This window comes from Salmonella sp. A29-2, from assembly GCF_020150755.1.
Taxonomy (GTDB): Bacteria; Pseudomonadota; Gammaproteobacteria; order Enterobacterales; family Enterobacteriaceae; genus Salmonella; species Salmonella enterica.
The window spans coordinates 2,517,428-2,541,322 of the sequence record NZ_CP083731.1; the positions used below are offsets into that span (position 1 = coordinate 2,517,428).

The following is a 23,895-nucleotide window of genomic DNA, read 5'->3' on the forward strand; positions in this document are numbered from 1 at the left end:
TTTAGCTATAGGGATGCTGAAATAGCGTTTCGTGAAGAACAGGAGATGGGTAAATGATTAAACGTGTACTGGCCGTTTCACTGATGGGGTTATCCTTAGCTGGGTGTGTTAACAATGATAGCCTTTCGGGTGATGTTTATACCGCATCCGAGGCTAAACAAGTTCAGAATGTAACGTACGGTACTATCGTTAACGTTCGTCCGGTTCAAATTCAGGGCGGTGATGATTCTAACGTGATTGGCGCTATCGGCGGCGCGGTGTTGGGCGGATTCCTCGGCAACACTATCGGCGGCGGTACGGGTCGTTCACTGGCGACCGCGGCAGGCGCGGTGGCTGGCGGCGTAGCGGGCCAGGGCGTCCAGAGCGCAATGAATAAAACCCAGGGTGTGGAACTGGAAATTCGTAAAGACGATGGCAACACCATTATGGTTGTGCAGAAACAAGGAAATACGCGTTTCTCGGCAGGTCAGCGTGTCGTGCTGGCCAGCAATGGCAGCCAGGTTACTGTCTCTCCACGCTAAACCAGGCTTTACGTGTGGTCACATGGCCACACGTATGCCCCTGCACCTCAATCGTGAGAGTGCAATTCCATAATGTTGTGTTCAAGTTTAGCGACAAGTTTAATCAGAAGCTCAATCTCCTCTGAAGAAATCCCAGCCAAAATTTCACCGCGCGTTTTATGAATGACCTCTTCCATCTCAGCGATCAGCGGCTCCGCTTTTTCGGTCAGTTTAATCCGCTTAGCGCGACGATCGCTGGCGCAGGTTTGCCGCGAAATTAGCCCCTTATCTTCAAGTTGATCCAACGTGCGTACCAGCGATGGCTGCTCAATGCCTATCGCTTTAGCCAATTGAATCTGCGACTGGTCAGGCGGCAATTGATGAATATTGTGCAACGTGACCCAATGTGTCTGCGTCAATTCCAGAGGCTTGAGGCGATGGTCAATCAGAGCACGCCAAATGCGCACCAACCGTGCCAGATCAGAACCTAGTGGCGATTCCAATTTCATCTCCTTATAATTAGCTTGCTAAGTTATTATGCTGATTTTAGAATAGTGTGCAGTATTTGTATTCTCAAAACAAATGTATTGCTAAATTTGCTTACCAATAGACATTTTTTCAGACATAGTGCGCACCTGGCACCTGTAGCTTCAGTTTTGGCTAAAACTAAAGCATCGATGTCTGACGCAAAGGAACATTGCTTGTGAAGTGTATACTCAACGCCACAGGATTGCCCTTACAAGATCTCATGTTGGGAGCATCTGTTTACTTTCCGCCATTCTTTAAAGCCTTTGCGCTTGGGTTCGTTATCTGGTTGTTTATTCACCGACTCCTGCGTGACCGGATATACTCTGATGAAATCTGGCATCCCCTGTTAATGGATCTCTCCCTCTTTACGCTTTGCGTATGTCTGGGCCTCGTTTTACTGATCGCGTGGTAAATATGTCGTTAAAAACAATAAAATATTTTTCTACTCTCATTGTCGCCGTCGTCGCCGTTCTGGCCGCGTGGTGGTTATGGAACTACTATATGCAGTCGCCATGGACGCGCGATGGTAAAATCCGCGCGGAACAGGTCAGCGTAACGCCGCAGGTTTCTGGCAGCATTACCCAACTCAATATCAAAGATAATCAGTTCGTCAACGCCGGGGACGTTCTCTTTGTCATTGATAAAACGCCCTTCCATATTGCAGAACTTAACGCGCAGGCGCAGTTGGCCAAAGCGCAGTCCGATCTGGCAAAAGCGAATAATGAAGCCGATCGACGTCGACATTTATCGCGTAACTACATCTCTGCTGAAGATCTGGATAGCGCCAATCTGAATGTTAAAGCGATGCAGGCCAGCGTAGATGTCGCACTGGCAACGTTAAAACAGGCGCAGTGGCAGCTTAGCCAGACGGAAGTAAAAGCGCCGGTATCCGGCTGGGTGACCAACCTTTCTACGCGTACCGGTGATTATGCCAGTACCGGTAAGCCGCTTTTCGCCCTGGTAGATAGCCATTCATTTTATGTAATGGGATATTTCGAAGAAACCAAACTACGCCACATCCGCGAAGGTGAGCCTGCATTAATAACACTGTATAGTGGCAATGTTAAGTTACAGGGTCACGTTGGCAGTATCGGGCGCGCTATTTACGACCAAAGCGTGGAAAGCGACTCCGGTTTAGTGCCCGATATCAAACCCAACGTACCGTGGGTACGTCTGGCGCAACGCGTACCGGTACGTATCGAATTTGACGCTTTGCCGCAGGATATCACGCTCGTCTCCGGCACTACCTGCAGCGTAGCCATTGGACAGCGGTAATGAAACTCTCCCTGCCGGCCCTGCGAAATACGCCCTGGTTTAAAGCGACCTCCGGCCAGTGGCGTTACGCGTTGCGCAATACCATTGCCATGTGTCTCGCGCTGACATTCGCTTATTATCTCAATCTGGATGAGCCCTACTGGGCGATGACTTCGGCCGCAGTGGTGAGCTTTCCGACCGTAGGCGGCGTAATCAGTAAAAGTCTGGGGCGTATTGCCGGGAGTTTACTCGGCGCGACCGCCGCGTTGATTATTGCCGGCCATACGCTGAATGAACCCTGGTTGTTCTTATTTAGCATGGCCGCCTGGATCGGTTTTTGTACCTGGGCCTGCGCGCATTTTACCAATAATGCCGCTTATGCTTTCCAGTTGTCCGGCTACACGGCGGCGATCATCGCGTTCCCGATGGTTAATATTGTAGAAATCACGCAGTTGTGGGATATCGCCCAGGCACGTGTATGTGAAGTTATCGTCGGCATCCTCTGTGGCGGCATGATGATGATGATCCTGCCCAGCACATCGGATGGCACAGCCCTGCTCACCGCGTTGAAAAACATGCATGCGCGCTTGCTGGAACATGCCAGTCTACTTTGGCAGCCGGAGACTACCGACGCCATCCGCTCCGCGCATGAGGGCGTCATTGGGCAAATCCTGACCATGAACCTGCTGCGTATTCAGGCCTTCTGGAGTCACTACCGTTTTCGCCGCCAGAATGCATTGCTAAATGCATTGTTACACCAGCAATTACGGCTAACCAGCGTGATCTCCAGTCTGCGTAGAATGCTTTTAAACTGGCCGACGCCACCGGAAAACAGCCGCGAAGTCATTGAACAACTCTTAGCTGAGTTGGCAAAACCGCGCGCGGACAGCTACACCGTGGCGCGGATTATTGCGCCGCTACGCCCGCAGGATGAACAGGATTATCGTCACCTCGCGTTCTGGCAGCGATTACGCTATTTTTGCCACTTATATCTGCGCAGCAGCCGCCAGTTATATCTGATCGAAAGCGGCGCGCCGGTGGATCAAATCCATATCCGCCGCACTCCCGGCCTTGCACGGCATACGGATAACGCAGAGGCCATCTGGAGCGGCGTGCGTACCTTTTGCACGCTCACGGTGATTGGCGCCTGGAGTATTGGCGCGCAATGGGAATCCGGGCCCGGCGCATTAACCCTGGCGGCGATCAGTTGCGTTCTCTACTCCATCGTCGCCACGCCGTTTAAGTCGCTTTCCTTATTGATGCGTACTTTAGTGCTGCTGTCCTTATTCAGCTTCGTGGTGAAATTTGGCCTGATGGTGCAAATCACCGATCTGTGGCAATTCTTACTTTTCCTTTTTCCGCTGTTCGTCACGATGCAACTGCTTAAACTGCAGATGCCTAAGCTGGCGGGACTGTGGGGGCAGCTTATCGTCTTTATGGGCTCATTCATCGCCGTGACCAATCCGCCGGTGTACGACTTCGCCGATTTCCTTAACGATAATACCGCCAAGATCGTCGGCGTTGCGATTTCCTGGCTGGCGTTTGCGATTTTGCGCCCCGGTTCCGATGCCGTAAAAAGCCGCCGCCATATCCGCGCGCTACGCCGGGATTTCGTCGATCAGCTTAGCCGTCACCCTTCCCATAGCGAAAGCGAGTTTGAGTCGCTGACCTACCATCACGTCAGTCAGCTCAGCAATAGCCAGGATGCGCTGGCGCGCCGGTGGTTATTACGTTGGGGAGTGGTACTGCTGAACTGCTCGCATGTGGTGTGGCAGCTGCGCGCCTGGGAGTCGCGTTCCGATCCGCTTTCCCGGGTGCGGGATATTTGTATATCCCTGCTGCGCGATGTGATGAGCGAGCGCGGCGTGCAGCAACGCCCGCTTGCCGTCACGCTACAGGAACTACAGCGTATCTGCGACACGCTCGCACATCATCATCAACCCGCCGCGCATGAGCTGGCGGCGATTATCTGGCGTTTACACTGTTCGCTGTCGCAGCTGGAACAGGCTCCAGCGCAGGGAACGCTGGCTCCGGGTTATTTAATGACGCCGCAGGCGTAACGCATTCCGCCGCCGCCGAGCGGTTTCGGCTGATCGGACATGTTATCGCCGCCCACATGGATCATGAGCGCTTTATCTTTCACTTCATCAAGAGACTTCAGACGCGGCGCAGTAACCGGTTCGGTGGCGATACCATCATTATTAACGACTAACACCGGGAGGTCGCCCAGATGCCCCTGGCCTTCCGGTCCTTCATGCTTACCGGTATTTTGTGGGTCCAGATGACCACCAGCGGCTTCTGCGGCAACCGCTTTGCCGTCTTTAATCGCGGGCTGGCAGCTACCTTTGGCATGAATGTGAAAACCATGCTCGCCCGGCGGCAACGCTTTAAGGTGTGGGGTAAATTTTAAGCCGCCTTCGGTTTCATCGATGACGACGGTGCCGATAGACTGTCCTACGCCTTGCGCCGTCACCAGGTTCATCTCTACTTTCTCGCTGGCGGCCTGCGCACCCGCACAGGCCAGCAGCGTCACCATCGCTAAACTTAATCGCTTCATAAAACCTCCGTTACATGTGGTCGCCTGTTAAGTGTAAACCACTGGCGAAAACATGTACGGAAAGTCAACGAGTTGGCGATTACGGCACGTCATAACCCAGTGCCGCCTTGCGGATTCGGAACCACTGTTGACGCGACAATGACAGCGTTTCCGCTTCTAATGCGGCGCGTACGCGTTCGATTTTACCCGAGCCAATAATCGGCAGCGGCTGCGACGGCAAACGTAAAATCCAGGCATAGACCACCTGTTCAATAGAACTGGCGTTGAGTTCTTGCGCGATAACGGAAAGTTCCTGGCGCAACGGCTGATAAGCCTCATCATTAAACAGCCGACCGCCGCCAAGACATGACCAGGCCATCGGACGAATACGCAGTTGCTGTAATTGATCTAATGTGCCGTCCAGCAACAAAGGCTGATGAACCGGCGAGATCTCCACCTGGTTGGTCGCCAGGGTGAACGGCAGGCGCGATTGCAGCAACGTAAATTGCGCTGGCGTAAAATTAGAAACGCCAAAATGGCGCACTTTGCCGCTTTGATGTAGATGTTGAAACGCCTCGGCGACGTCATCCGCATCCATTAACGGATCGGGACGGTGAATTAACAACATATCCAGATAATCTGTCGCCAGATTTTTTAATGACTGTTCGGCGCTCAGAATAATATGGCGGCGATCGGTAATATAATGACCGAGCTTATTTTCCGCTCTGGCAGTGGTCGCAATACCGCATTTGGTAACGATTTGCAGTTTTTCCCGCAAATGCGGCGCCAGCGTTAGCGCCTCGCCAAACGCCGCTTCGCACTGATAACCGCCATAAATGTCCGCATGGTCAACGGTAGTGACGCCCAAATCCAGATGTTCTTCGATAAAACTCACTAACTGACGCGCGGACATATTCCAGTCCATCAAACGCCAGTAACCCATGACAAAACGCGAAAACTCCGGGCCTTGTGGAGCGATGGTGACACGCTGAACCATAACAGATTCCTCATAGAGAATAATGAGGTTGAGTATACGCAATTCCGCGTTTAAAAGAGTGAAGGTTGTTGAGGATCTTCCGATGGGAGAGGCTTGTTTGCGCGTATTTTACGCAAGAAACGCTGGCGACAAAGCCGCAGTACATTTTGTTTCTCGGCATCGCTCATTTTTTGCCAGTTAAACCGTTCGTCGCGGCTGCGCATACATCCCCGACAAAAGCCACGCTCATCAGACTGGCAGATACCGCGACATGGGCTTGCTACAGGAAAAAACTCCAACTGCTCGGCCACATCCCCTCCTCAACGTTTGGCGCTTATGACTATTGAAGACGCTAACTGACATTATGGCAACTCTGCTTGCAGTAGACCGACTGGTCTACTATACTGCCTGTCATGAATAAGCAAACCGAACACGATACCCGCGAACATCTGCTGGCCACCGGCGAGCAGCTTTGTATGCAACGGGGTTTTACCGGCATGGGGCTTAGCGAGTTGCTCAAAACCGCCCAGGTGCCTAAAGGGTCGTTTTATCACTACTTTCGCTCGAAAGAAGCCTTCGGCGTCGCCATGCTTGAGCGACATTACGCCTGCTATCATCAGCGTCTTACGGCGCACTTCACCTCCGGTCCCGGTAATCATCGCGATCGTCTTCTCGCCTGGTATCAGGAAACGTTAAAGCAGTTTTGCCAGCAAGGCGCCATTAGCGGTTGCCTGACGGTGAAACTGTCAGCGGAGGTCTGCGATCTGTCGGAGGATATGCGCTCTACGATGGATAAAGGGGCGCAGGAGATCATGGCACTGCTTGCACGCGCGCTGGAAGATGGCCGTAATAGCCACTGTTTACATTTCACCGGCCAGCCGTTGCCACAGGCGCAGGTACTTTATGCCCTGTGGCTGGGCGCCAATTTGCAGGCCAAAATATCCCGTAGCGCCGCGCCGCTGGAAAATGCGTTGGCGCATGTTAAGACCATCATTGCAACGCCTGAGCAGTAACAGGCGTTTTTATTTCCTTTATTACAAGACGACCGGTCTACTTATATCAGGAGCCACTATGTCATCAGCAAAACTGTTTACCCCCCTCAAGGTGGGTGCCATCACGGCGACAAATCGCGTATTTATGGCGCCTTTGACGCGTTTGCGGAGTATTGAACCGGGCGACATTCCTACGCCGTTAATGGCGGAATATTACCGTCAACGCGCCAGCGCCGGATTGATCATCAGCGAAGCCACACAAATCTCCGCACAGGCGAAAGGTTATGCCGGCGCACCGGGATTACACAGCGATGAGCAGATCGCCGCCTGGAAAAAAATCACTCAGGGAGTCCATGCCCAGGGCGGCCATATGGCGGTGCAACTGTGGCATACGGGCCGTATTTCACACGCCAGCCTGCAACCAGGCGGACAAGCGCCCGTCGCGCCATCCGCTGTCAATGCGGGAACCCGCACCTCTTTGCGTGACGAAAACGGTCAGGCCATCCGCGTAGAGACTTCCACGCCGCGCGCGCTGGATACTCACGAGATCCCGGGGATCGTCAACGATTTCCGCCAGGCTATCGCCAATGCCCGAGAGGCAGGCTTCGATCTGGTGGAGCTGCACTCCGCGCACGGTTATCTGCTGCACCAGTTCCTCTCGCCGTCTTCTAATCACCGTACCGATCAGTACGGCGGCAGCGTAGAGAATCGCGCCCGTCTGGTGCTGGAAGTGGTTGATGCCGGCATTAAGGAATGGGGAGCGGACCGTATCGGCATCCGCCTTTCTCCTGTCGGCACTTTCCAGAATGTCGATAACGGCCCGAATGAAGAGGCTGACGCCCTTTATCTGATTGAAGCGTTAGGCAAACGCGGCATTGCTTATCTGCATATGTCTGAACCAGACTGGGCGGGCGGCGAACCGTACAGCGACGCGTTCCGTGAAAAAGTGCGCGCACGTTTCCACGGTCCCATCATCGGCGCTGGCGCCTATACGCCAGAAAAAGCGGAAGATCTGATCGAAAAAGGGCTGATTGACGCCGTGGCGTTTGGTCGCGATTACATCGCTAACCCGGATCTGGTAGCGCGTCTGCAATGTAAAGCGAAACTCAATCCACAGCGTCCCGAAAGTTTTTATGGCGGCGGCGCGGAAGGCTACACTGACTACCCTACTCTGTAATTTCATTGATAGCGGCCTCACATCGCCGCTATACTTTGAATATCTTGACTATTTTAAGGACAACGAAAATGCGTTTATTGCATACTATGCTGCGCGTCGGCGATTTGCAGCGTTCCATCGCTTTTTACACTAACGTTCTGGGCATGAAATTGCTGCGTACCAGTGAGAATCCGGAATACAAATACTCGCTGGCCTTTGTGGGATATGGTCCGGAAACGGAAGAAGCGGTCATCGAACTAACCTATAACTGGGGCGTTGAGAGCTACGACATGGGCAATGCGTATGGGCATATCGCGCTGAGCGTTGACAATGCTGCTGAAGCCTGTGAACGCATTCGTCAGAACGGCGGCAACGTGACCCGTGAAGCGGGGCCGGTAAAAGGCGGTTCGACCATCATCGCCTTCGTTGAAGATCCGGATGGCTATAAAATCGAATTGATTGAAGCTAAAGACGCAGGCCGCGGTCTGGGTAACTGATCCCCCGCCGGGCGCAGGTCACTGCGCCCGTTGTTTTACTGCATCCCGGCGTAAAATTTGCCATAATACGCGCTGCATTTTTTCGTATTAAGAGACTCAGATGTCCGATCACGCTCAACTTTCCGGTCTGTGCGACCGTTTTCGTGGTTTTTATCCTGTCGTCATCGACGTTGAAACTGCAGGATTTAACGCTAAAACCGATGCGCTGCTCGAAATCGCCGCCATCACGCTGAAAATGGATGAACAAGGCTGGCTGATGCCGGACATGACGCTGCATTTCCATGTGGAGCCGTTCGCTGGAGCCAACTTACAGCCGGAAGCGCTCGCGTTTAACGGTATCGATCCCTCTAACCCGCTACGCGGCGCGGTGAGTGAATATGAGGCCCTACACGCTATTTTCAAAATGGTGCGTAAAGGTATCAAAGAAAGCGGTTGTAGCCGCGCCATTATGGTCGCGCATAACGCCACTTTTGATCACAGTTTTATGATGGCCGCCGCAGAGCGCGCCTCGCTGAAACGTAACCCGTTTCATCCGTTCGTCACCTTTGATACCGCGGCATTGAGCGGACTGGCGCTGGGACAAACGGTGTTATCAAAAGCGTGCCTGGCGGCAGGTATGGAGTTTGACGGCGAAAAGGCCCATTCCGCTTTGTATGATACCGAGCGGACAGCGGTGCTGTTTTGTGAAATCGTCAATCGCTGGAAGCGCCTGGGCGGCTGGCCGTTACCTTTGCCGACGGACAAATAACGAGGCTAACAACGCCGCTCTTGCTCACGATGGCAGTAAAAAAGCGACCTTTACAGGTCGCTTTCTCCTTTCACAGATTACTCTGCGTCCGGCTCCTGAGTTTTATATTTTGCCGCAGTTTCTTTAATAAGCTGCTGCAACTCACCACGCTGATACATTTCAATCACAATATCACACCCGCCGACCAGCTCGCCGTCCACCCACAGTTGTGGGAATGTCGGCCAGTTGGCATATTTCGGTAATTCAGCGCGAATATCCGGGTTTTGCAGGATATCAACATAGGCAAAACGTTCCCCGCAGGCTGAAAGCGCCTGAACGGCCTGCGCAGAGAAACCACAGCTTGGCAGTTTCGGTGAACCTTTCATATACAGGAGAATCGGGTTTTCAGCGATCTGGCGCTGAATTTTTTCGATAGTGGTGCTCATTGTCTCGCTTCCTTAAACTACTTTTACGACTGAAGCCTGTCATTGTAACGGGTCAGGCTGGCAACGGAAAATAACATTTTCATCATGCCTTATTATTTTACCGTCTGCGGGAATAAGTTGTATACAAAATATCTTTTAAGCGGGTTGCCACGCTGTGATTTGTAGATAACGCGTTCGTGTTTAGCATTAATTGCTATTTTTTTTACATCTGTTAACGAAACACAGCTTCAGAAACCAAAAGCAATTACCAATCTGTGCTTTTGTAGATTAGAATTATCAGGTTTTGTAAATCATACGCAGGCATGAATCGCCTGCCTTTAACAGAGGATTGCTCAGTGGCGCGGATAAACAAAATCTCGATCACGCTCTGTGCTTTACTTTTTACTACTCTCCCTTTTACGCCAATGGCCCATGCTTCCAGGCAAGCCAAAGCGACGCCTGCTGTTTCTCATGTCACGAAAACGGCAGATAAAAAGAAAAGCACAACGAAAAAGATCAGTAAGACCAACAAAAAAAACGTAAAAAAAACCTCAAAAACCAGCCGTTCTTCTTCCGCTTCTACGCCAAAACGTACCACCGCCTCCACGAAATCTCGTCATACGACGCATCGTCGTAACAGAACCGCGCCCACGTCAATCGCCGCCCTCGACGTAACGGAAAAATGCACGACGCGTAAAGGCCGTAAGCCGCACTGCGTGAAGGGGAAAGGAACATTGCCGGTCTCTATTGCCGATGCGCATCGTGCAAAAGTACAAAAAGCGACGAAAACCGCGATGTCCAAGCTCATGAACCAGATTGGTAAACCGTATCACTGGGGAGGCGCGTCGCCGCGCACCGGTTTTGATTGCAGCGGTCTGGTTTATTATGCCTATAAAGATTTAGTGAAGATCCGTATCCCCCGAACGGCGAATGAGATGTATCACCTGCGTGACGCGGCGCCCATTGAGCGTAGCGAGTTGAAAAACGGCGATCTGGTGTTCTTTCGTACGCAGGGGCGCGGCACCGCCGATCACGTTGGCGTCTATGTCGGCAACGGTAAGTTTATTCAGTCCCCGCGCAGCGGTCAGGAAATTAAGATCACCTCACTGAACGAAGAGTACTGGCAACGTCATTATGTCGGCGCCCGCCGGGTGATGACACCTAAAACAATTCGCTAATATTTTATCCTGTCGTTTAACGACAGGATAACTTCTTCTTTTGCGCCACCTCTCAATTTGCTACCCTATCCTTACGCGCACCAGGGGTATTGTGCGTGCGCAATATTAATAATAAGGAGAGAAGCAATGTCGTTCGAATTACCTGCATTACCGTATGCCAAAGATGCTCTGGCGCCGCATATTTCTGCTGAGACGCTGGAATATCACTATGGCAAACATCATCAGACTTACGTGACCAATCTTAACAATTTGATCAAAGGCACGGCGTTTGAAGGCAAATCGCTGGAAGAGATCGTGCGCGCCTCCGAAGGCGGTATCTTTAATAACGCCGCTCAGGTGTGGAACCACACTTTCTACTGGAACTGCCTGGCGCCAAACGCTGGCGGCGAACCGACCGGGAAACTGGCTGAAGCTATCGCGGCATCTTTTGGCAGCTTCGCGGAATTTAAAGCGCAGTTCACCGATGCCGCTATCAAAAACTTTGGTTCCGGATGGACATGGCTGGTAAAAAGCGCTGATGGCAAACTGGCTATCGTTTCTACCTCAAATGCCGGTACGCCGCTGACTACGGATGCAACGCCGTTGCTGACGGTTGATGTGTGGGAACACGCGTATTACATCGACTACCGCAACGCCCGTCCAAACTATCTGGAGCATTTCTGGGCGCTGGTTAACTGGGAATTTGTTGCGAAAAATCTCGCCGCATAAGTCTGAGTACGCAGAAGGTACGCCTTCTGCGTTTTAGAGAGGGATAGAATAGAGGAGACGCCCACCCTCAGAAGAGAGGAAATCAGTGCAGAGCGGCCGTTAATCCACCTGCGACAATCACGCCCAGAACAATCAGCGTAGTAATCAACGAAAATTTCAGGTCGGTACTCATCAAGTTTTCTCCTTTTTATTCCCACACAAAAAGTGATATAGCGCATTTTTGCACATTCCCGCACAAAAATCTCTCATGTTTTATATTGATAACTGTTTTTAACGCTTCCCCTTTTCCTCAAGATCAGACAAAATTCCAGGCTTACTGAATTAGCGTAACGGCCATTGACCCCTTCCTGACGTTCCGTGTCGTTTTTCCGGCGTGCCGCAACCCTGATGTTGCGATTAGGGTGTGTGTAGGCAAACGTTTACCTGGCGTTTCTCAGGAGCTTAGCGAGGGTCTGGAGTGAAATGTAATGGCAACAATTAAAGATGTAGCGAAACGAGCAAACGTTTCCACTACAACTGTATCACACGTAATCAACAAAACGCGTTTTGTCGCTGAAGAAACGCGTAACGCGGTCTGGGCGGCAATTAAAGAGCTGCACTACTCTCCCAGCGCCGTCGCGCGTAGCCTGAAGGTTAACCATACCAAGTCGATAGGCTTACTGGCGACCAGCAGCGAAGCGGCCTATTTTGCCGAAATTATCGAGGCAGTTGAAAAAAACTGTTTCCAGAAAGGCTATACGCTGATTTTAGGCAACGCCTGGAATAACCTGGAAAAACAGCGCGCCTACCTGTCCATGATGGCGCAAAAGCGCGTGGATGGCCTGCTGGTGATGTGTTCTGAGTATCCAGAACCTCTGCTTTCCATGCTGGAAGAGTATCGCCATATTCCGATGGTGGTGATGGACTGGGGTGAGGCGAAGGCCGATTTTACCGACACGGTGATTGATAACGCCTTTGCAGGCGGCTATATGGCGGGTCGTTATCTGGTTGAACGCGGCCACCGGGATATCGGCGTTATTCCCGGCCCGCTGGAGCGCAACACCGGCGCGGGCCGGCTGGCAGGCTTTATGAAAGCCATGGAGGAGGCGCTGATCAACGTGCCGGACAACTGGATTGTTCAGGGCGACTTCGAGCCGGAATCCGGTTACCACGCGATGCAGCAAATTTTATCGCAGTCACATCGCCCTACCGCCGTTTTCTGCGGCGGCGATATTATGGCGATGGGCGCGCTTTGCGCGGCTGACGAAATGGGGCTTCGCGTACCGCAGGACGTTTCGGTGATCGGTTATGATAATGTGCGTAACGCCCGTTTCTTTACCCCGGCGCTGACGACGATTCACCAGCCCAAAGACTCTTTAGGCGAAACCGCATTTAATATGCTATTGGATCGCATCGTCAATAAGCGCGAAGAGTCACAGTCTATTGAAGTTCATCCACGCCTGGTTGAGCGTCGCTCGGTCGCTGACGGCCCGTTCCGCGACTATCGGCGTTAATCCCCGCTGTCGGGAGCCTCTTCTGGCTCCCGCAGCCACTCCCGATTCAACGTTTCGCTATCGCCCAAATAGTCCAGCAGCCATGCCAGCGCGGGCGAGGCTTCGTTTTGCTGCCACGTCACGCAACAGGCCGCATCGGGAAACGGATTCTCTAACGTCAGCGCCACCCATTTTCCGCTGTCTATCCACTGTCGGGCAAAATGCGTCGGCACCATTCCCACGCATAGTCCTGCCGACAGGCAGGTTGCCGATGACTCCCAGTCCGGTACGACGATCCTTTTTTGGTTATCCAGCAGCCAGGTAATCCGTTTCGGTAAGGTTCGCGAAGTGTCTTCCCTGACCAGCGACGGCCAGTTACGCAGGGTATCATCGCTTAACGGCCCAGGCATCGACGCCAGCGGGTGATCGCTTGCCACTACGCAGCTCCAGCTCAGGGTCCCCATATCCCGAAAAGCGTAACGCCCCCCTACCGGAATCGCCTGCGTCGCCCCAATCGCCAGTTCGACACGCCCGTCGGAGAGCGCGTCCCAGACGCCGTTAAACACCTCCTGAAAAACCAGCAGTTCCACATCGTCAAAATGGCGATAGAAATCGACGATCATCTGCCGGGTACGTTCTGGTCTGACGATATTGTCCACCGCAATAGCTAACTGCCCGCGCCAGCCATTAGCAATTTGCTGACACTGCTGGCGAGTGATCTGCATTTTTTTGATAACAGAACGCCCTTCTTTTAAAAACCAGACGCCAGCAGGCGTCAGTTCAACATCACGGTGACGTCGTACAAAAAGCGGTACGGCCAGCCACTCCTCTAACTGACGAACGGTGTAACTGACTGCTGAAGGCACACGGTGCAGTTCCTGCGCCGCCGCGCTAAAACTGCCATTGCGCGCTACGGCGTCAACCACTTCAAGCGAGTATTCCGACCACATAATTTGCCTACAAAAATTTTGAATTCACTGGACAAATATTAACGTTTCACAACCGTAATTTCACTCCCTACACTCTGCGACAATGTCTGTCTGATAAGAAAGAGAAACAAATATGCAACCTGGAAAAGGTTTTTTAGTCTGGTTAGCCGGTCTTAGCGTGCTGGGATTTCTGGCTACGGACATGTACCTGCCCGCGTTTGCCGCCATACAGGCGGATTTACAAACGCCTGCCGCCGCGGTCAGCGCCAGCCTCAGCCTGTTTTTAGCTGGCTTTGCCGTCGCGCAACTACTTTGGGGACCGCTATCGGATCGTTATGGCCGTAAACCGATTTTACTGCTGGGGTTATCTATCTTTGCGCTCGGAAGTCTGGGGATGCTGTGGGTAGAAAGCGCGGCAGCACTGCTGACGCTGCGCTTTGTGCAGGCCGTCGGCGTTTGTGCGGCAACGGTAATCTGGCAAGCGCTGGTGACCGATTATTATCCTTCGCAAAAAATTAACCGTATCTTCGCCACTATCATGCCACTGGTGGGATTATCCCCGGCGCTTGCGCCCTTACTGGGAAGCTGGATACTGACGCATTTCTCATGGCAGGCGATTTTCGCCACCCTGTTCGTGATTACGTTGTTGCTGATGTTGCCGGCGCTGCGCTTAAAACCATCGGTAAAAGCGCGTACCGAAGGACAGGATAAACTCACTTTCGCGACGTTGTTACGCTCTAAAACCTATCGCGGTAATGTGCTGATTTATGCCGCCTGTTCCGCCAGCTTTTTTGCGTGGCTAACAGGGTCCCCGTTTATTCTCAGCGCGATGGGTTACAGCCCGGCAGTGATTGGCCTGAGCTATGTTCCGCAAACCATCGCTTTTCTGATTGGCGGATATGGTTGCCGCGCGGCGCTACAAAAATGGCAGGGCTACCAATTGCTTCCGTGGCTGTTAGGGCTGTATGCGCTGAGCGTTATCGCCACATGGGGAGCGGGCCTTCTGAATAATGCCTCACTGGTGGAGATCCTGATTCCTTTCTGCGTAATGGCGATTGCCAATGGCGCCATCTACCCTATCGTCGTCGCGCAAGCGTTACGCCCTTTCCCTCAAGCCACGGGGCGCGCTGCGGCGCTACAAAATACGCTGCAACTGGGGTTATGTTTCCTGGCAAGCCTGGTGGTTTCATGGCTCATCAGCACGCCGCTGCTGACCACCACCAGCGTAATGTTCTCTACCGTTGTTCTGGCGGCGTTAGGCTACAAAATGCAGTCTCATGCAGATTGCGCTGAGACCGGGTTTCCTCATGCCAATGTCGCCCACGACAAGTCTCACTAAAAGCTTGTTAACCGCTGGTAATTAGCACGCTAACAATTTTCGGTTGAATCATCAAAAATTGCGGCCTATACTGATTCACGGTTGTTTATATTACGATAATTATTAGGCATTAACGGGAACCGGAGCGTTCCCGATTCACCATGGATGGCCTTTTCGGCAAGGGTTCCTCCCTTCCTCTGTTCTACGTCGGATAACTGGCTCACGGAATTGTCCGTGGGATTTCTCACAAAGCCAAAAAAGCGTCTACGCTGTTTTAAGGTTCTGATCACCGTCCAGTGATGGAGAAACTATGAGTTCATCGTGTATAGAAGAAGTCAGCGTACCGGATGATAACTGGTACCGAATCGCCAACGAATTGTTAAGTCGCGCGGATATTACAATTAATGGTTCCGCCCCGTCTGACATTCGTGTTAAGAATCCCGATTTTTTTAAACGCGTCCTTCAGGAAGGATCGTTGGGGTTAGGTGAGAGTTACATGGATGGCTGGTGGGAATGCGAGCGTCTGGATATTTTCTTCAGCAAAGTCTTACGTGCCGGTCTTGAAAATCAACTCCCCCACCATGTTAAAGATACGCTCCGCATCCTCGGCGCGCGTCTGATTAATCTACAAAGTAAAAAACGCGCCTGGATTGTCGGCAAGGAACATTACGATCTTGGTAATGACCTTTTTTCCCGTATGCTCGATCCCTATATGCAATATTCTTGCGCCTACTGGAAAGATGCCGATACGCTGGAAGCGGCACAGCAAGCCAAGCTGAAATTAATTTGCGAAAAGCTACAGCTACAACCGGGGATGCGTGTGCTGGATATCGGCTGCGGCTGGGGCGGCCTGTCGCAATATATGGCGACCCATTATGGCGTTAGCGTGGTGGGCGTAACGATCTCCGCTGAACAACAAAAAATGGCGCAGACGCGTTGCGAAGGTCTGGATGTCTCCATTCTCCTCGAAGATTATCGCGACCTTAACGATCAGTTTGACCGAATCGTCTCCGTCGGTATGTTCGAACATGTCGGGCCAAAAAACTACAACACCTATTTTGAGGTCGTTGACAGGAATTTAAAACCGGATGGTCTTTTCCTGCTCCATACTATTGGTTCTAAAAAAACCGATCATAATGTCGATCCGTGGATCAATAAGTATATTTTCCCCAACGGTTGCTTGCCGTCTGTTCGTCAAATCGCCGAGGCCAGCGAATCACACTTTGTAATGGAAGACTGGCATAACTTTGGCGCCGACTATGACACGACTCTGATGGCGTGGCACGAGCGCTTTATCAATGCCTGGCCAGAGATTGCGGGCAATTATAACGAGCGCTTTAAACGTATGTTCAGCTATTATCTCAACGCCTGCGCGGGTGCGTTTCGCGCGCGTGATATCCAGCTTTGGCAGGTGGTGTTTACGCGCGGCGTTGAAAACGGTCTGCGCGTTCCTCGCTAATCATCACCCCCGCATTTCATGCGGGGGAATCTTATTTTCCGTTAGCCAATGTCGGCCTGATTTCTGACCGCATTTTCTCGCGCAGCCAGTACGCGTTCTACGGTATCAACAACCGCCTGCGTTTGCGGATCGATCTCGATATTCACACGCTCACCCAGTTTTTTTCTGCCAAGCGTAGTACGCTCCAGCGTTTCCGGAATGAGATGCACGCAGAAGCGCGTTGGCGTTACCTCGCCGACGGTCAAACTGATGCCGTCGACGCCGATAAAGCCCTTGTACAGGATATACTTCATCAGGGACGCATCCTGCACTTTAAACCACACCTGATGGTTATTTTCGGAGGTCAGGATTTTCGCGATCTCCGCCGTCGTAATAATATGCCCCGACATCAGATGTCCACCGATTTCATCGCTGAATTTGGCGGCGCGCTCTACGTTGACCTCATCACCTACCCTCAACGCGCCCAGATTGGTGATGCGCAACGTTTCTTTCATCAGATCAAAACTTATCTGATTGCCGTTTATTTCAGTCACCGTCAAACAGCATCCGTTATGCGCTACCGACGCCCCCGTCTCCAGCCCCTCCAGCATGTAGTCCGGTAACGTCACCACATGGGTGCGAAAGTTGGGTTTTTCATCAATCGATACCAGTTTCGCGGTACCCTGTACGATCCCCGTAAACATATCTTCAACTCCTGAAATAAATAAAAGCAGAACTGTTCAGCACAATAGCAGGTGGAAAAACAGCTTGCCAGCAATGCGCCGTTAACAACTGTTTTTTCGCTGGAGAAATAGTAATACCCCGCTACAATAGACTGAAATTTCCCCTGCTATTTCTTTTGGCTGCCACTACGGCGGCTTTTTAGTCTTTCATATAACAACAAAATAAAAGGTGAATACGTGCAGAAGTATACCAGTGAAGCGCGTCAGTTATTAGCGTTAGCGATACCGGTGATCCTTGCGCAAGTGGCACAGACCGCAATGGGATTCGTCGATACCGTCATGGCGGGAGGCTATAGCGCTACGGACATGGCTGCCGTCGCTATCGGCACCTCTATCTGGCTTCCCGCCATTTTGTTTGGTCACGGCTTACTGCTGGCCTTGACGCCTGTGATTGCGCAACTCAATGGCTCCGGCCGCCGTGAGCGTATCGCGCATCAGGTTCGACAAGGGTTCTGGCTGGCGGGCTTTGTCTCCGTGCTGGTGATGATCGTCCTGTGGAATGCCGGATACATTATCCGCTCCATGCATAATATTGATCCGGCGCTGGCCGATAAAGCCGTGGGTTATCTTCGCGCGCTGCTGTGGGGCGCGCCAGGATACCTTTTCTTTCAGGTAGCGCGAAACCAGTGCGAAGGTCTGGCCAAAACCAAACCGGGTATGGTGATGGGATTTTTGGGCCTGCTGGTGAATATTCCGGTGAACTATATTTTTATCTATGGCCATTTTGGTATGCCGGAACTCGGCGGTATCGGCTGCGGCGTTGCGACCGCAGCGGTCTATTGGGTGATGTTTATCGCCATGCTTTCTTACATTAAACACGCGCGTTCAATGCGTGATATTCGTAATGAAACAGGCTTTGGCAAACCCGATAGCGTCGTCATGAAGCGCCTGATTCAACTAGGGTTGCCGATTGCGCTGGCGCTGTTCTTTGAAGTGACGTTGTTTGCGGTCGTTGCGCTGCTGGTTTCGCCATTAGGTATTGTGGATGTCGCGGGTCATCAGATTGCGCTTAACTTTAGCTCGCTGATGTTCGTACTGCCGATGTCGCTGGCTGCGGCGGTAACGATTCGAGTGGGTTATCGTCTGGGCCAGGGCTCAACGCTGGATGCGCAAACCGCAGCGCGTACCGGTTTAGGCGTCGGCATTTGTATGGCTGTAGTTACCGCGATCTTTACCGTTACTCTGCGTAAGCATATTGCTTTGCTCTACAATGACAACCCCGAGGTCGTGGCGCTTGCCGCACAATTAATGCTGCTCGCTGCGGTTTATCAGATTTCCGACTCTATACAGGTTATCGGCAGCGGTATTCTGCGCGGTTATAAAGATACGCGTTCCATCTTTTTTATCACCTTTACCGCCTACTGGGTGTTAGGTTTACCCAGCGGTTATATCCTGGCGTTAACGGATCTGGTGGTTGATCGTATGGGACCGGCAGGCTTCTGGATGGGGTTCATCATCGGCCTGACCTCGGCGGCGGTGTTAATGATGCTACGGATGCGCTATCTACAACGTCAGCCGTCCGCCATCATTTTGCAGCGCGCTGCGCGATAATACGACGATAGCCGTCGCATGGCGGCTATTTTCTCGACATGTTGCATATTTCCACCGCAATCAGGTGATTTCAGGAAGAAAATTGCGATTTCCCTCTTGCCTCATTGCAGTTGTGACGCTAATATTCGTCCCCGTTGTCACCTACAACGTTGCGTTCATAGCTCAGTTGGTTAGAGCACCACCTTGACATGGTGGGGGTCGTTGGTTCGAGTCCAATTGAACGCACCATCATTTTAATGCGTCTGTAGCTCAGTTGGTTAGAGCACCACCTTGACATGGTGGGGGTCGATGGTTCGAGTCCATTCAGACGCACCAATCCATTATCTTGTTTAATTTTATAATACGCTATCTGGTGCTTGTGCCAGACTAAAAGTGATTATTTTCAGTCTCTCACCTTTATCGTCAAGCGCTGCTCTGTACGCTATTACCCTCTTAACCTTCGCAGTGGCCTGAAGAAGCATACCAAAGGCATTTATGGTGTTTCGGTAGAATGCGCATAATCTATCTTCATCACCATACGTAACAAGGCTGCAACTGGTTCAAATAACGTTTCAGGAATTTTATCTCCGCGTTCCACTTCAAAAAATAATGAGCGGGCCAGCTCAACATTTTCAACAACGGGGATGCAGTTGCGTTCAGCGATGTTAACGATATAGTTAGCTTGAGCATCACTGCCTTTTTCCAGAACGCGTGGTATTGGCATATCGGTGGGATGATAGCCGAGACAAACCGCAATATGCGTTGGATTACGCACTACCGCAACAGATTGTTTAACAGATTGAGCTAAACTCCCACTTTGTATTTCACTCTGCATTTCCCGACGCCGTGTCTTCATTTGAGGGTCGCCCTCCAGATCTTTATGCTCCTGTTTTACGTCATCTTTACTCATTTTTAGATCTTTTCTAATCTTATAATATTGAAAAGAATAGTCCAGTATGCCAACGACGATATAAAAAGCCATCACCCCTACCCATAACCATTTTATTAAAGAAGAAACCACAAGCACGCCACAGGCTAACCCACAGTACGGTAGCGCCCGAAAAGTACTGGCATAATAATAAAAGAAAAAGGCAAAGATAAGAGATAACATGATAACTTTTAGGCTGGATTTACATAATTCTACTACGCTATGTAAAGAGAATATCTGCTTAAAATTACTTACCGGATTTATATGCTCGCTTTTAAAACCAATGGCCTTGCTGGCAATAACCACCCCCACCTGAAGAAACACGCTACCCACAGTAGCAACTATTACCCCAGCGCCCAGAAACAACAGTGCAGAAGTCAGTGACTCTATTAAAGCATGACTCAATTGCGTTAATGCATAAGAAAATGGTTTATTTACTAATTGTAATGTGAAAGTTATTGACTCAATCAGTATCAAAATCATCTTTTCAGTAAAGAAATGAAAATACAAATAAAGCGCAATCAGCTGAAATAATGATGTTATTTCAATACTTTTGACAACCTGCCCTTCCTTACGGCCATCACGTAATTTCTTTTCTGTAGGCTGTTCTGTTTTCTCGCTCATACAGATGGAAACCAGTCTTTTAGATAAATATAAAATTTATCGCTTTCAACCAAATAGTGATGAAGAGCATAAGGGAATGAGATCAGGAGCGTCAGTAGAACCAATATACTTTTGAGCGGCATTGAGAAGAAAAACACATTCAATTGTTGTGCCGACCGATTTAAAAGACCTAAAGCCAGATCGGCTAATACCATACATATTATGGCAGGAAGAGAGAAGCTGATGCATAATTGATAAAGCGTTCTCCACTCTGCCTGGATATATTTTAAAAATTGCCGATCAAATAATAAAGTACGCCCTGGTGGTAAATATTGATATGACTCATACAGAATATTTAATATAAACTCCATGCCGCCGCTTATAAAGAAAATAACACACAAAAACTGGCTGAAAAGCAAGCCAAAAAGTGAGGTTTCAGCTTCCATTGTAGAATTGAATATCGTACCCATTGTCGCGCCACGTAAAGTATCAAGCAGAAACCCCGCCATATCAACGGCCCAAAAGGGAACCGCCGCACAAAACCCAATTAAAAAACCAATAATCACCTCTCCGGTGACTAACCCTAACCAACTGTAATCTTTACCAATATGCATCATAATCTTCTGCTGGTAAATGATTGGTAATATCGGAAAGGTAAGTGACATAAGCACGCCATTACGTAAAAGTGCGGCCCCTAAACTGCCACTTTTTAATAAGGGAAGTAATAAAGAAAGGCTCAATGGTCGAATAAAAGCCACAGCCAATGCAATAAGCCACTCATTTACCTGTTGTGCCATTCAACCATGCTCTCCAATTCGTAACATTATCTGCCGGGTATAATTCAACAGGATACCGCTAAGCCATGGGTAGCTGACCATTAAGGTTATTGCAATTGCCAATAATTTAATCATAAACTGTAGCGTTTGGTCCTGTATTTGAGTCAAGGCCTGAACAAGGCTTACGATGACACCAACTACCGATGCCACCAACACTACCGGCATAGACGTAAAAAGGACGATCCATAAAAGTTGCGTTACAAATTGCGTCAATTCAGAATCATTCATGAAAAGCTCTGTACCAATTGCGCCAGTGTCAGATCCCAACCGCCTGCCAGTAAAAATATTAGCAGCTTAAACGGTAATGAAATGGTCATCGGCGACACCATCATCATCCCCATAGCCAGCAGTATATTTGAAATAAGCAGGTCAATAGCCAGAAAGGGAAGATAAATAAGTAATCCAATCCGAAATGCCTGCGTTAACTGACTCACCGTAAATGCCGGAATTAATATGAGCAAAGAATCAGGTTTTATCTTTCTTTTTATGTCTTCAGGCCAGGTTCGTTTTATCAAATTCCGAAAATAATTGGCTTCCTTCTCTTCAGAGTTTTTTTGCAAAAACTGTCGATAAGGCGCTAATGCTTTACTGTCCCACTCAGACGTCCAGAAAGGAGCGCCAGCGACCTGAACCGGATGCCAGCGCTCTTTTACAGCTAATAGCGTCGGCCCCATAATGAATAAGGAAAGTACAAGCGCAAGGCCATACAGTGCGATATTTGGGGGAACTTGTTGAATACCCAGAGCATTTCGTAAAATCGAAAATACCACCGCCAGTTTAAGGAAAGAGGTTCCCATGACGATAATGAGAGGCAGTATTGAAAGCAGAAACAATATACCAATCAGTTGCAAAGGCGAATCGGGTAAAGACATACTGTATCTCTCATGACACGACCTGGAACGCTATTATATTGTTCGCATATTATTTTTCTTATCAGGTTTACGCTGTATTTTTGGAAAGATACCAACGTGTAATACGCACCATAAATTCATTGCCACAGGCAATCAACTCACCTTGCCCAATAATACGGTCATTTACTCTTATCGTCACCTCTGGCGCAAAACATCCCCCTACAGGCAAAACGTCCCCCGTTTTAAGTTGCCGTAATTGTCCAATTTCCAGACTCGCACGTCCGACCTCAAAGAGCACCTGTTGTGGTATCTGCTCAAGTTCGACTGAAGACGTTCCGTCACTCTTTGACATTGGGCTCCCTGACGCAAGTAGCGTTTCGATATCCTGGACTAATTCGTCAAATTTCATCGTGTTATCCTCTGTCAGCAACACCCTTGCGTAGATTCCCCCAGGTAGTTGAATAGCAAAAAAACCGAGTCTGATGTCGCCAAAGCAATGAATCCGAACGCCCATGCCGATTTCGATAGACTCAAGTTCAATTAATGTAAGCTGGCACCAGCCTGAATATACAGGGACTACCACAGGAGGGGCAGGATAAATCTGTTGACGCTCAGCAGAAAGCTCTCCGACTATATTGCGCAAAAAACCCGTTGGCCATGTAAAAATAATGCTATGGAACTCATGTTCTTCAACTGTCCATTTAATATGCAACGCTAGCTGATGTGGTAGATTACTGCAGGATGTTGGCGGTTCGTTCTGACAGAGGGTTGCATCACTGGCTTGCAATAACGGCGCCAGCCCCCATTCAGCTATTCCATATAGCAATTCAGGATCGATAGCCGATCGATTAGCGGTGCCAATTAACCCTTCACACCAGCGCTGCCAGCATTGTTCTGCAATCCACACCCTACCCAGCTCATTATGATAATTTATGGTAAATAATGTCCCTTGCTGTACTGGATATTGTTGCATACTCAATGTCAGCTCACCAATGGTAGCGCCTTGCGTTGGAAGCATCTCCATCCACGGACGCTCTTCATTCGCTATTCTTAACATAGAATATCTCCAGGGAAATTATATACCCCATATGCAGCAACTGAGACTCCAGCCACTGCTTTAGCGCTTTCATCGAACGGTAAATTTCATGATGAGGGACATTGATTCTTAACTGGATTAGCCCCCCTGATTCACATACTTCACACTCTACACCGTCAAGATAACCGCCACTAACACGATAACGTTGCGTGAAAACCATGTTCTTATTCAATGCTGCAGGAGGATTATTCTCACCAATGGGTAATGCCTGGTGCATGAGTTGTTCAAAGTCCATACGTTCCGCCTCCGCCTCGTTATCATCCTGATAAGACTGGCATGGCAACCCAAGACTTCCCTCAACTTTGGTAATACGCATCGCTTAATACCATAGTAATTTTTTCTTTCTTTTTCATAAGCGCATTAAAATTCTTTTGTAATTCGCTTCGCCGGGAGACAAGCTGCTGATACTGATTCTCTAACTGCTGCCGTTGCGTCAAAAAGCTCTGCGCCTGAGTGAATAACCCGGCCATTTGTTGTTTCTTATCCAACAATAAATGACAAGATAACGTACCTTGCCAGCCCATTAATTCTTTCAGTCTGGTAGACACTGCTAAAGCGCGCGTCTGGCAAATCTGCTGTTCAGTAATAATCGCCTGTTGCTGCTGATCAAGTACGGTAAGTTTGCCGCGTAATTGCTTTTCACGCCGCGCGATTATCTCCAGCAAAGTTTCCAT

The 23,895-nt window shown here is 50.2% G+C and carries 29 protein-coding genes and 2 tRNA genes; 16 read left to right on the forward strand and 15 right to left on the reverse strand.

Annotated features, from left to right (window positions below; all coding sequences use genetic code 11):
• Positions 1-53: 53 nt before the first annotated feature.
• Entirely contained in the window at positions 54-521 is a 468-nt protein-coding gene (gene slyB, locus K8W53_RS12265; protein WP_000597179.1) for an outer membrane lipoprotein SlyB, read from the forward strand.
• Between the two features lie 47 nt (positions 522-568).
• Here the strand turns inward: slyB and slyA are convergent, their stop codons facing one another.
• Entirely contained in the window at positions 569-1,009 is a 441-nt protein-coding gene (gene slyA / locus K8W53_RS12270; RefSeq protein WP_000764554.1) for a transcriptional regulator SlyA, read from the reverse strand.
• Between the two features lie 194 nt (positions 1,010-1,203).
• Here slyA and K8W53_RS12275 point away from each other — a divergent pair, with 194 nt between their 5' ends.
• The 3 genes from K8W53_RS12275 to K8W53_RS12285 are packed head-to-tail and all read left to right on the forward strand — an operon-like array spanning position 1,204 to position 4,342.
• Positions 1,204-1,440 carry a DUF1656 domain-containing protein gene (locus tag K8W53_RS12275; RefSeq protein ID WP_000649755.1) on the forward strand — a complete coding sequence of 79 codons (237 nt, stop codon included), beginning with the start codon at positions 1,204-1,206 and terminating at the stop codon, positions 1,438-1,440.
• Positions 1,441-1,442: 2 nt separating this feature from the next.
• The gene (locus K8W53_RS12280; RefSeq protein ID WP_001538147.1) at positions 1,443-2,303 is read left to right on the forward strand and encodes an HlyD family secretion protein; all 861 of its coding nucleotides are present in this window, start codon (positions 1,443-1,445) and stop codon (positions 2,301-2,303) included.
• Positions 2,303-4,342, forward strand: coding sequence for an FUSC family protein (locus tag K8W53_RS12285; protein WP_052939356.1), 2,040 nt, complete (start codon positions 2,303-2,305; stop codon positions 4,340-4,342). Before K8W53_RS12280 ends, K8W53_RS12285 begins: the two co-directional genes overlap by 1 nt.
• On the opposite strand, the gene sodC2 is transcribed toward K8W53_RS12285, so the two are convergent.
• The 3 genes from sodC2 to K8W53_RS12300 all read right to left on the reverse strand — a co-directional run bounded on the left by sodC2 (position 4,318) and on the right by K8W53_RS12300 (position 6,105).
• Positions 4,318-4,839 carry a superoxide dismutase [Cu-Zn] SodC2 gene (gene sodC2, locus K8W53_RS12290; RefSeq protein WP_023203429.1) on the reverse strand — a complete coding sequence of 174 codons (522 nt, stop codon included), beginning with the start codon at positions 4,837-4,839 and terminating at the stop codon, positions 4,318-4,320. The two genes, K8W53_RS12285 and sodC2, sit on opposite strands and share 25 nt — an antisense overlap.
• Positions 4,840-4,918: 79 nt before the next feature.
• The gene (locus K8W53_RS12295) at positions 4,919-5,815 is read right to left on the reverse strand and encodes an aldo/keto reductase (protein WP_000250716.1); all 897 of its coding nucleotides are present in this window, start codon (positions 5,813-5,815) and stop codon (positions 4,919-4,921) included.
• A gap of 50 nt (positions 5,816-5,865) precedes the next feature.
• Entirely contained in the window at positions 5,866-6,105 is a 240-nt protein-coding gene (locus K8W53_RS12300; RefSeq protein WP_001538148.1) for a DUF1289 domain-containing protein, read from the reverse strand.
• 102 nt (positions 6,106-6,207) lie between these two features.
• On the opposite strand from K8W53_RS12300, the gene K8W53_RS12305 reads away from it, so the two are divergent.
• From K8W53_RS12305 to rnt, 4 genes are all read left to right on the forward strand, one after another.
• Entirely contained in the window at positions 6,208-6,807 is a 600-nt protein-coding gene (locus K8W53_RS12305) for a TetR/AcrR family transcriptional regulator (protein WP_001041823.1), read from the forward strand.
• 58 nt (positions 6,808-6,865) lie between these two features.
• Positions 6,866-7,963 (forward strand): alkene reductase, encoded by a 1,098-nt coding sequence (locus tag K8W53_RS12310; RefSeq protein ID WP_023223724.1) that lies wholly within the window; start codon positions 6,866-6,868, stop codon positions 7,961-7,963.
• Between the two features lie 68 nt (positions 7,964-8,031).
• Positions 8,032-8,439, forward strand: coding sequence for a lactoylglutathione lyase (gene gloA, locus K8W53_RS12315; protein ID WP_001237787.1), 408 nt, complete (start codon positions 8,032-8,034; stop codon positions 8,437-8,439).
• Between the two features lie 100 nt (positions 8,440-8,539).
• Positions 8,540-9,187, forward strand: coding sequence for a ribonuclease T (gene rnt, locus K8W53_RS12320; protein WP_023223725.1), 648 nt, complete (start codon positions 8,540-8,542; stop codon positions 9,185-9,187).
• 77 nt (positions 9,188-9,264) lie between these two features.
• Here rnt and grxD read toward each other — a convergent pair whose 3' ends face one another.
• Positions 9,265-9,612 (reverse strand): monothiol glutaredoxin 4, encoded by a 348-nt coding sequence (grxD, locus tag K8W53_RS12325; RefSeq protein WP_000108176.1) that lies wholly within the window; start codon positions 9,610-9,612, stop codon positions 9,265-9,267.
• Positions 9,613-9,947: 335 nt separating this feature from the next.
• Between grxD and K8W53_RS12330 the strand changes: the two genes are divergently transcribed.
• Together K8W53_RS12330 and sodB are read left to right on the forward strand one after the other, a co-directional pair.
• Positions 9,948-10,769 carry a C40 family peptidase gene (locus K8W53_RS12330; RefSeq protein ID WP_023223549.1) on the forward strand — a complete coding sequence of 274 codons (822 nt, stop codon included), beginning with the start codon at positions 9,948-9,950 and terminating at the stop codon, positions 10,767-10,769.
• A 126-nt stretch (positions 10,770-10,895) separates the two neighbouring features.
• A complete protein-coding gene (gene sodB, locus K8W53_RS12335; RefSeq protein ID WP_017441028.1) occupies positions 10,896-11,477 on the forward strand; it encodes a superoxide dismutase [Fe] in 582 nt (193 codons plus the stop codon).
• Positions 11,478-11,559: 82 nt separating this feature from the next.
• On the opposite strand, the gene K8W53_RS12340 is transcribed toward sodB, so the two are convergent.
• Positions 11,560-11,649 carry a YnhF family membrane protein gene (locus K8W53_RS12340; protein WP_000102277.1) on the reverse strand — a complete coding sequence of 30 codons (90 nt, stop codon included), beginning with the start codon at positions 11,647-11,649 and terminating at the stop codon, positions 11,560-11,562.
• 295 nt (positions 11,650-11,944) lie between these two features.
• On the opposite strand from K8W53_RS12340, the gene purR reads away from it, so the two are divergent.
• On the forward strand, positions 11,945-12,970 hold the full coding sequence (gene purR / locus K8W53_RS12345) for an HTH-type transcriptional repressor PurR (RefSeq protein WP_000190992.1): 1,026 nt from the start codon (positions 11,945-11,947) through the stop codon (positions 12,968-12,970).
• Here the strand turns inward: purR and punR are convergent.
• Positions 12,967-13,899 (reverse strand): DNA-binding transcriptional activator PunR, encoded by a 933-nt coding sequence (punR, locus tag K8W53_RS12350; RefSeq protein ID WP_023223728.1) that lies wholly within the window; start codon positions 13,897-13,899, stop codon positions 12,967-12,969. The genes purR and punR overlap by 4 nt on opposite strands.
• Positions 13,900-14,011: 112 nt before the next feature.
• Between punR and punC the strand changes: the two genes are divergently transcribed.
• Together punC and cfa are read left to right on the forward strand one after the other, a co-directional pair.
• Entirely contained in the window at positions 14,012-15,217 is a 1,206-nt protein-coding gene (gene punC, locus K8W53_RS12355) for a purine nucleoside transporter PunC (RefSeq protein WP_023223729.1), read from the forward strand.
• 289 nt (positions 15,218-15,506) lie between these two features.
• Positions 15,507-16,655, forward strand: coding sequence for a cyclopropane fatty acyl phospholipid synthase (gene cfa / locus K8W53_RS12360; RefSeq protein ID WP_000098879.1), 1,149 nt, complete (start codon positions 15,507-15,509; stop codon positions 16,653-16,655).
• A 41-nt stretch (positions 16,656-16,696) separates the two neighbouring features.
• Here the strand turns inward: cfa and K8W53_RS12365 are convergent, their stop codons facing one another.
• On the reverse strand, positions 16,697-17,338 hold the full coding sequence (locus K8W53_RS12365) for a riboflavin synthase (protein ID WP_000493971.1): 642 nt from the start codon (positions 17,336-17,338) through the stop codon (positions 16,697-16,699).
• Positions 17,339-17,554: 216 nt separating this feature from the next.
• Between K8W53_RS12365 and mdtK the strand changes: the two genes are divergently transcribed.
• From mdtK to K8W53_RS12380, 3 genes are all read left to right on the forward strand, one after another.
• Positions 17,555-18,928, forward strand: a complete 1,374-nt coding sequence (mdtK, locus tag K8W53_RS12370) for a multidrug efflux MATE transporter MdtK (RefSeq protein WP_001175081.1) — start codon at positions 17,555-17,557, stop codon at positions 18,926-18,928.
• A gap of 151 nt (positions 18,929-19,079) precedes the next feature.
• Positions 19,080-19,156, forward strand: a tRNA-Val gene (locus K8W53_RS12375).
• Between the two features lie 10 nt (positions 19,157-19,166).
• Positions 19,167-19,243 (forward strand) — tRNA-Val (locus tag K8W53_RS12380).
• A 157-nt stretch (positions 19,244-19,400) separates the two neighbouring features.
• Here K8W53_RS12380 and ssaU read toward each other — a convergent pair.
• The 7 genes from ssaU to ssaO all read right to left on the reverse strand — a co-directional run bounded on the left by ssaU (position 19,401) and on the right by ssaO (position 23,895).
• Positions 19,401-20,459, reverse strand: a complete 1,059-nt coding sequence (gene ssaU, locus K8W53_RS12385) for an SPI-2 type III secretion system apparatus protein SsaU (protein WP_001291715.1) — start codon at positions 20,457-20,459, stop codon at positions 19,401-19,403.
• Complete coding sequence (gene ssaT / locus K8W53_RS12390; RefSeq protein ID WP_000068762.1) at positions 20,456-21,235, reverse strand: SPI-2 type III secretion system apparatus protein SsaT; 780 nt, start codon at positions 21,233-21,235, stop codon at positions 20,456-20,458. Before ssaT ends, ssaU begins: the two co-directional genes overlap by 4 nt.
• Positions 21,236-21,502, reverse strand: a complete 267-nt coding sequence (gene ssas / locus K8W53_RS12395; protein WP_000999982.1) for an SPI-2 type III secretion system apparatus protein SsaS — start codon at positions 21,500-21,502, stop codon at positions 21,236-21,238.
• Complete coding sequence (ssaR, locus tag K8W53_RS12400; protein ID WP_000056367.1) at positions 21,499-22,146, reverse strand: SPI-2 type III secretion system export apparatus protein SsaR; 648 nt, start codon at positions 22,144-22,146, stop codon at positions 21,499-21,501. Before ssaR ends, ssas begins: the two co-directional genes overlap by 4 nt.
• Before the next feature lie 67 nt (positions 22,147-22,213).
• Complete coding sequence (gene ssaQ / locus K8W53_RS12405; protein WP_023224407.1) at positions 22,214-23,182, reverse strand: SPI-2 type III secretion system cytoplasmic ring protein SsaQ; 969 nt, start codon at positions 23,180-23,182, stop codon at positions 22,214-22,216.
• Positions 23,163-23,537, reverse strand: a complete 375-nt coding sequence (gene ssaP / locus K8W53_RS12410; RefSeq protein ID WP_017441023.1) for an SPI-2 type III secretion system apparatus protein SsaP — start codon at positions 23,535-23,537, stop codon at positions 23,163-23,165. Before ssaP ends, ssaQ begins: the two co-directional genes overlap by 20 nt.
• Entirely contained in the window at positions 23,518-23,895 is a 378-nt protein-coding gene (ssaO, locus tag K8W53_RS12415; RefSeq protein WP_000449089.1) for an SPI-2 type III secretion system apparatus protein SsaO, read from the reverse strand. Before ssaO ends, ssaP begins: the two co-directional genes overlap by 20 nt.

What these genes read in the sequence shown, in the direction of transcription:
- slyB (WP_000597179.1), top strand. Translation starts at nt 54, where the DNA reads ATGATTAAACGTGTACTGGCCGTTTCACTGATGGGGTTATCCTTAGCT.
- slyA (WP_000764554.1), bottom strand. Translation starts at nt 1,009, where the DNA reads ATGAAATTGGAATCGCCACTAGGTTCTGATCTGGCACGGTTGGTGCGC.
- K8W53_RS12280 (WP_001538147.1), top strand. Translation starts at nt 1,443, where the DNA reads ATGTCGTTAAAAACAATAAAATATTTTTCTACTCTCATTGTCGCCGTC.
- K8W53_RS12285 (WP_052939356.1), top strand. Translation starts at nt 2,303, where the DNA reads ATGAAACTCTCCCTGCCGGCCCTGCGAAATACGCCCTGGTTTAAAGCG.
- sodC2 (WP_023203429.1), bottom strand. Translation starts at nt 4,839, where the DNA reads ATGAAGCGATTAAGTTTAGCGATGGTGACGCTGCTGGCCTGTGCGGGT.
- K8W53_RS12295 (WP_000250716.1), bottom strand. Translation starts at nt 5,815, where the DNA reads ATGGTTCAGCGTGTCACCATCGCTCCACAAGGCCCGGAGTTTTCGCGT.
- K8W53_RS12305 (WP_001041823.1), top strand. Translation starts at nt 6,208, where the DNA reads ATGAATAAGCAAACCGAACACGATACCCGCGAACATCTGCTGGCCACC.
- K8W53_RS12310 (WP_023223724.1), top strand. Translation starts at nt 6,866, where the DNA reads ATGTCATCAGCAAAACTGTTTACCCCCCTCAAGGTGGGTGCCATCACG.
- gloA (WP_001237787.1), top strand. Translation starts at nt 8,032, where the DNA reads ATGCGTTTATTGCATACTATGCTGCGCGTCGGCGATTTGCAGCGTTCC.
- rnt (WP_023223725.1), top strand. Translation starts at nt 8,540, where the DNA reads ATGTCCGATCACGCTCAACTTTCCGGTCTGTGCGACCGTTTTCGTGGT.
- grxD (WP_000108176.1), bottom strand. Translation starts at nt 9,612, where the DNA reads ATGAGCACCACTATCGAAAAAATTCAGCGCCAGATCGCTGAAAACCCG.
- sodB (WP_017441028.1), top strand. Translation starts at nt 10,896, where the DNA reads ATGTCGTTCGAATTACCTGCATTACCGTATGCCAAAGATGCTCTGGCG.
- K8W53_RS12340 (WP_000102277.1), bottom strand. Translation starts at nt 11,649, where the DNA reads ATGAGTACCGACCTGAAATTTTCGTTGATTACTACGCTGATTGTTCTG.
- purR (WP_000190992.1), top strand. Translation starts at nt 11,945, where the DNA reads ATGGCAACAATTAAAGATGTAGCGAAACGAGCAAACGTTTCCACTACA.
- punR (WP_023223728.1), bottom strand. Translation starts at nt 13,899, where the DNA reads ATGTGGTCGGAATACTCGCTTGAAGTGGTTGACGCCGTAGCGCGCAAT.
- punC (WP_023223729.1), top strand. Translation starts at nt 14,012, where the DNA reads ATGCAACCTGGAAAAGGTTTTTTAGTCTGGTTAGCCGGTCTTAGCGTG.
- cfa (WP_000098879.1), top strand. Translation starts at nt 15,507, where the DNA reads ATGAGTTCATCGTGTATAGAAGAAGTCAGCGTACCGGATGATAACTGG.
- K8W53_RS12365 (WP_000493971.1), bottom strand. Translation starts at nt 17,338, where the DNA reads ATGTTTACGGGGATCGTACAGGGTACCGCGAAACTGGTATCGATTGAT.
- ssaU (WP_001291715.1), bottom strand. Translation starts at nt 20,459, where the DNA reads ATGAGCGAGAAAACAGAACAGCCTACAGAAAAGAAATTACGTGATGGC.
- ssaT (WP_000068762.1), bottom strand. Translation starts at nt 21,235, where the DNA reads ATGGCACAACAGGTAAATGAGTGGCTTATTGCATTGGCTGTGGCTTTT.
- ssas (WP_000999982.1), bottom strand. Translation starts at nt 21,502, where the DNA reads ATGAATGATTCTGAATTGACGCAATTTGTAACGCAACTTTTATGGATC.
- ssaR (WP_000056367.1), bottom strand. Translation starts at nt 22,146, where the DNA reads ATGTCTTTACCCGATTCGCCTTTGCAACTGATTGGTATATTGTTTCTG.
- ssaQ (WP_023224407.1), bottom strand. Translation starts at nt 23,182, where the DNA reads ATGTTAAGAATAGCGAATGAAGAGCGTCCGTGGATGGAGATGCTTCCA.
- ssaP (WP_017441023.1), bottom strand. Translation starts at nt 23,537, where the DNA reads ATGCGTATTACCAAAGTTGAGGGAAGTCTTGGGTTGCCATGCCAGTCT.
- ssaO (WP_000449089.1), bottom strand. Translation starts at nt 23,895, where the DNA reads ATGGAAACTTTGCTGGAGATAATCGCGCGGCGTGAAAAGCAATTACGC.